This is a genomic window from Streptomyces sp. NPDC058964 (assembly GCF_042741275.1).
Classification (GTDB): domain Bacteria; phylum Actinomycetota; class Actinomycetes; order Streptomycetales; family Streptomycetaceae; genus Streptomyces.
Genome location: NZ_JBHYKH010000511.1, coordinates 1305 through 6421 on the forward strand (window position 1 = coordinate 1305; position 5117 = coordinate 6421).

Here is a 5117-nt window from a genome sequence, read left to right on the forward strand (position 1 = left end):
CGCGTCCGGGGGGCCGCCGCCGCCCTCGCCCGCGCGGGGGTCGGCCCCGAGCTCCTCACGGGGTTGGGGGGCGAGCCGCTGCTCGGCGGCGGGGAGCCGGTCGGGTGTGTACGGCCGGTCCGCGCGCTGGACCCGGTGCCGCTGACGGCCTGCGCCTAGGCCTTGCCGTCGGACTCCCGGCTGCCCGGCGACGCCATGCACGCTCCCCCAACCGCTTCGAGCAGGGGGACCCCCGCTCGCCGCACCGGGCACAGGCCCGAGTACATCCGGTACGAGGGCCTGCGCCCGGCACGCCGAGAGCACGCTCCCCCAGCTGTCGGCTTCGCTCGAGCAGGGGACCCCCATGACGCCGCAGGGCTCGTCCTCCGGACGGACGACGGGAGTTCGACGACCGGACCTCGCGCTCCGCCCGGCAGCCACGTTCCCGATCTGCGGGCCGTTTCCGGCCGGCCGCGCGGTTCCCCCCCGCCCCCTCGGGGCGCTCGTCCTTACCCCTCGGAAAGAGGCCGCACCCTCATGACCGCCGCCACCCGGAGCGAACACGACCTGCTCGGAGACCGCGACGTCCCCGCCGACGCGTACTGGGGCATCCACACCCTGCGCGCGACGGAGAACTTCCCCATCACCGGCACGCCGATCTCCGCCTACCCGCACCTGATCGACGCCCTGGCCGCCGTCAAGGAGGCCGCCGCCCTCGCCAACGAGGAACTCGGCCTGCTGGAGCCGCGGAAGGCGGCCGCGATCGTCGCCGCCTGCCGTGAGATCCGGAACGGCAAACTGCACGGCCAGTTCGTGGTGGACGTCGTCCAGGGCGGCGCCGGCACCTCGACCAACATGAACGCGAACGAGGTCGTCGCCAACCGCGCGCTGGAACTGCTGGGGCACGACAAGGGCCGGTACGCGCATCTGCACCCCAACGAGGACGTCAACCTCGGCCAGTCCACCAACGACGTCTACCCGACCGCCGTCAAGATCGCGACGGTCTTCGCGGTGCGCGGGCTGCTGAGGGCCATGGCGCAGCTGCAGGACTCCTTCGCCCGCAAGGCCGTCGAGTTCCGGGAGGTCCTGAAGATGGGCCGTACCCAGCTCCAGGACGCGGTGCCCATGACCCTCGGGCAGGAGTTCTCGGCGTACGCGGTCATGCTCGAAGAGGACCGCAGCAGGCTGGCGGAAGCGGCCGAGCTGATCCACGAGATCAACCTGGGGGCCACGGCGATCGGCACCGGGCTCAACGCCCCCGCCGGGTACGCCGAGTCCGCCCGCCGGCACCTGGCCGAGATCACCGGGCTGCCCCTGGTGACCGCGGCCAACCTGGTCGAGGCCACCCAGGACTGCGGGGCCTTCGTCCAGATGTCCGGCGTGCTCAAGCGGATCGCGGTCAAGCTCTCCAAAGGCTGCAACGACCTGCGGCTGCTGTCCTCGGGCCCGCGTGCCGGCCTCGGGGAGATCAACCTGCCGCCGGTGCAGGCCGGTTCGAGCATCATGCCCGGGAAGGTCAACCCGGTGATCCCCGAGGTCGTCAACCAGGTCGCCTTCGAGGTGATCGGCAACGACGTCACCATCACCATGGCCGCCGAGGCGGGCCAGCTCCAGCTCAACGCGTTCGAGCCGGTCATCCTGCACTCCCTCTCGGAGAGCATCACCCACCTGCGGAACGCCTGCGTCACGCTCGCCGAGCGGTGCGTGGACGGGATCACCGCCAACACCGAGGCGCTGCGCGCGAGCGTCGAGAACTCCATCGGACTGGTCACCGCACTCAACCCGCACATCGGGTACACGGCGGCCACCGACATCGCCAAGGAGGCCCTTGTCACCGGGCGGGGTGTGGCCGAACTCGTTCTGGAAAAGGGCCTGTTGCCCGCCGATACGCTCGCGGACCTGTTGCGTCCCGAGATCGTCGCGGGCAGCGGCGCACCCGCCGCCCGACCTGCGAACACGCACCCGCGACCACGCGCCGGGAGCGGCCCGGAGGCACAATAGTGATCATGACAACGACGTCGTCCCTCACCTATCTGCCGGTCCTGGAGCGCATCGCCGAGGAGATGGGGCGGACGCCCGGCCGCGGGCGTCCCGCCGACTACATCCCGGCGCTCGCGGCCCGCGATCCGCGCAGCTTCGGCATGGCCGTCGCCGAACTGGACGGCACGGTGTACGGGGTGGGGGACTGGCATGAGCCCTTCTCCGCGCAGTCCATCACCAAGGTCTTCACACTCGCCCTCGACCTGGCCCGCGAGGGCGACGAACTCTGGGAGCACGTGGGCCGCGAACCCTCGGGCAACCCGTTCAACTCGCTGGTGCAGCTGGAGTACGAGAACGGCATCCCGCGCAATCCCTTCATCAACGCGGGCGCCCTGGTCGTCACCGACCGCCTCCAGACCCGTAGCGGAGACGCGGCCGGAGAGCTGCTGGCCTTCCTTCGCGCCGAGAGCGGCAACCCCGGCCTGGACTTCGACAAGGAGGTCGCCGCCTCCGAGACCGCCCACGGCGACCGCAACGCCGCCCTCGCCCACTTCATGGCGTCGTACCGCAACATCGACAACCCGGTGCCGGTCCTGCTCGATCAGTACTTCCGGCAGTGCTCCGTCACCGCGTCCTGCGCCGACCTCGCCCTGGCCACCTCCTTCCTCGCCCGGCACGGCATCCGCGCCGACGGCAGCCGGCTGCTCACCCGCAGCCAGGCCAAGCAGGTCAACGCGGTGATGCTGACCTGCGGGACCTACGACGCGGCGGGAGACTTCGCCTACCGGGTCGGACTGCCCGGCAAGAGCGGTGTGGGGGGCGGGATCATCGCGGTCGTACCGGGCCGGTGCACGCTGTGCGTGTGGAGCCCGGGGCTGGACGAGCGCGGCAACTCGGTGGCGGGAGTGGCGGCCCTGGACCGATTCACGACGCTGACGGGCCTGTCCGTGTTCTAGGGAGACTCGTCGACACCGGGACGCGTCGCCGACCACGTGCCGGTCACATCGCGGTCTCCGCCCCGAGGGCATCGTGTCGCTTTCCGGCCACCCTGCCCTGACACGCTTTCCGAGTGTTGGCCATGGCTTTCCCCGTAGATCTCCGCCGCTGCCAGGTGCTGGGTCTGGCCGGTACCGCCTTCCTCGCCCTGGGCGGTGAGACGGCCGGGGCGCTGCCCGTCCGGGAACTCGTGGCAGCCGCCTCGGCCCGAGCCGCTCTCGGCCTGGTCGGGGTGTACTTCGGAGTCGTCCTGCTGATAGCCGCCTGGGCGCTGCTCGGCCGCCTCGTCCGCGGCACCGAACCGCCGAGCACGCGCTCCCTGCTGCTCGTCCTGGCCGTCTGGGCGGCCCCGCTGCTGCTCGCGCCCCCGCTGTTCAGCCGGGACGTGTACAGCTACCTCGCGCAGGGTGCCATGGTCGACGCGCACATCGACGTGTACGCGCACGGGCCCGCCCGGCTCGGCGGTCCGCTGGCCGACGAGGTCGCCCCCGTGTGGCGGAACACCGGGGCACCGTACGGCCCGGCGTTCCTGGCCCTCGCCTCGTTCCTGTCCGGCCTGACCCGCGGCGAACTCCCCGCCGGGCTCGTCGGGATGCGCCTGGTCGCCCTGCTGGGCGTTGCCCTGATGGCCGCCGCGCTGCCCCGGCTCGCCCGGCACAGCGGCGCCGACCCGGCCGCCGCGCTGTGGCTGGGCGCCCTCAACCCGCTGGTGCTGCTGCACCTGATCGCTGGTGCCCACAACGACGCGATCATGCTGGGCCTGCTCGGGGTCGGCCTGGTCGCGGCGCTGGGCCGGTGGCCCGTCCTGGGCGCCGTGCTCGTCACGCTCGCCGCCCTCGTCAAGGCACCCGCCGCGCTCGGCCTGCTCGCGATCGTGGTCGTCCAGATGAGGGCGGGCCGCGGTCCGGCGCGCGCTCTGGTGACGACGACCGCCGCCGCCGGGGTCACGACGGTCGTCGCGACGGCCGTCGCCGGTACGGGATACGGCTGGATAGGCGCCCTGGACACCCCCGTGTCCCCGCACAACTGGGCGCTCACCAGCCTGCTCGGCCGGGCCACCGGCGCAGTCCTGGAGCATCTCGGCAGCGGTCCGGCACCGCTGGCCGTCCCGCTCTGGCACGCGTTCGGCCTCGCGGCCACCGCCGTCGCCGTGCTGTTCATATGGCTGCGCCTGCGCCCGCGGCCGGTGTACGCGCTGGGGCTGAGCCTGCTGGCGGTGGCCGCCTTCGGCCCGGCGATCCGCCCCTGGTACGCCCTGTGGGGGCTGTTCCTGATCGCGGCCGCCGCGCCCAGCGCGCCGGTACGGCACCGGGTGGCGGCCCTGGCCGCGGTGCTCGCGCTCGCCGTCCTGCCCGGCGGCGGCCCCGTGGACACCGGCCAGCTGCTGCTCGCCGTCTCCGGCGGGGCGCTCGCGGTGGTCGTGCTGTGGCAGGCCCATCAGGCCGCTCGGGCCACGGCGCTGGGACGCACGGCATGAGAGGGCCTCGTACCCAGCGGGGCCGGCTGCTCCTCGTCGTGGCCCTCGCCGTCGTGGTCACCGTGTTCACGGCGACCGTGCCGCTCCTGCGCGGCTGGTTCGACCTGCGCGTCTACTACGGCACCGTGCACACCTGGGTCCACCACGGCGGCCGGATCTACGACTACCGGGTGCCCGGGACGACGTACGGCTTCACCTACCCGCCGTTCGCCGCGCTCGCCATGCTGCCGATGGCCCTCGTGGGACTGCGCACGGCGATCGCCTGTTCGCTGCTGCTCAACCTGACGGCGCTGGCCGCCGTACTGCGCATCCTGGCCGGGCCGGACTGGCGGCGCCACGGCTGGTACGCGTGGTCCCTGGCCGCCTGCGGGCTGGCGCTGTTCGAGCCGTTGCGCGACACCTTCAGCTTCGGCCAGGTCAACCTGGTGCTGCTGGCACTGGTCCTCGCCGACTGCCTGCTGCCGGCGACCGGCCGGGACCGCTGGGCGGGTGCCGGGATCGGCCTGGCCGCCGCGGTCAAGCTCACTCCCGCCCTGTTCATCGGGCTCCTGCTGCTCGGCCGCCGCCGGCGTGCCGCCTGCCTCGGGGGCGCCGGCGGGGGGGGGGGGGGGGGGCGCCCCGCGCCGGGCGGCGCCCCCCCCCCCGCCCGCGGCGGGGGCGCCCGCGCGCGGGGGCGCACGCACTG

The 5117-nt window shown here is 73.5% G+C and carries 4 protein-coding genes and 1 pseudogene; all 5 read left to right on the forward strand.

The window, feature by feature from the left end:
- Nucleotides 1–159: pseudogene (locus ACFW2E_RS38700) on the forward strand (asparaginase); the annotation flags it as partial.
- 357 nt (nucleotides 160–516) lie between these two features.
- Complete coding sequence (gene aspA / locus ACFW2E_RS38705; RefSeq protein ID WP_384474293.1) at nucleotides 517–1980, forward strand: aspartate ammonia-lyase; 1464 nt, start codon at nucleotides 517–519, stop codon at nucleotides 1978–1980.
- Nucleotides 1981–1985: 5 nt separating this feature from the next.
- Nucleotides 1986–2915 (forward strand): glutaminase, encoded by a 930-nt coding sequence (locus ACFW2E_RS38710; RefSeq protein WP_384474296.1) that lies wholly within the window; start codon nucleotides 1986–1988, stop codon nucleotides 2913–2915.
- A 122-nt stretch (nucleotides 2916–3037) separates the two neighbouring features.
- A complete protein-coding gene (gene mptB / locus ACFW2E_RS38715; protein WP_384474299.1) occupies nucleotides 3038–4432 on the forward strand; it encodes a polyprenol phosphomannose-dependent alpha 1,6 mannosyltransferase MptB in 1395 nt (464 codons plus the stop codon).
- A partial coding sequence (locus ACFW2E_RS38720) for a glycosyltransferase family 87 protein (RefSeq protein ID WP_384474302.1) occupies nucleotides 4429–5117 on the forward strand: 689 nt, incomplete at its 3' end. The genes mptB and ACFW2E_RS38720, both read left to right, overlap by 4 nt.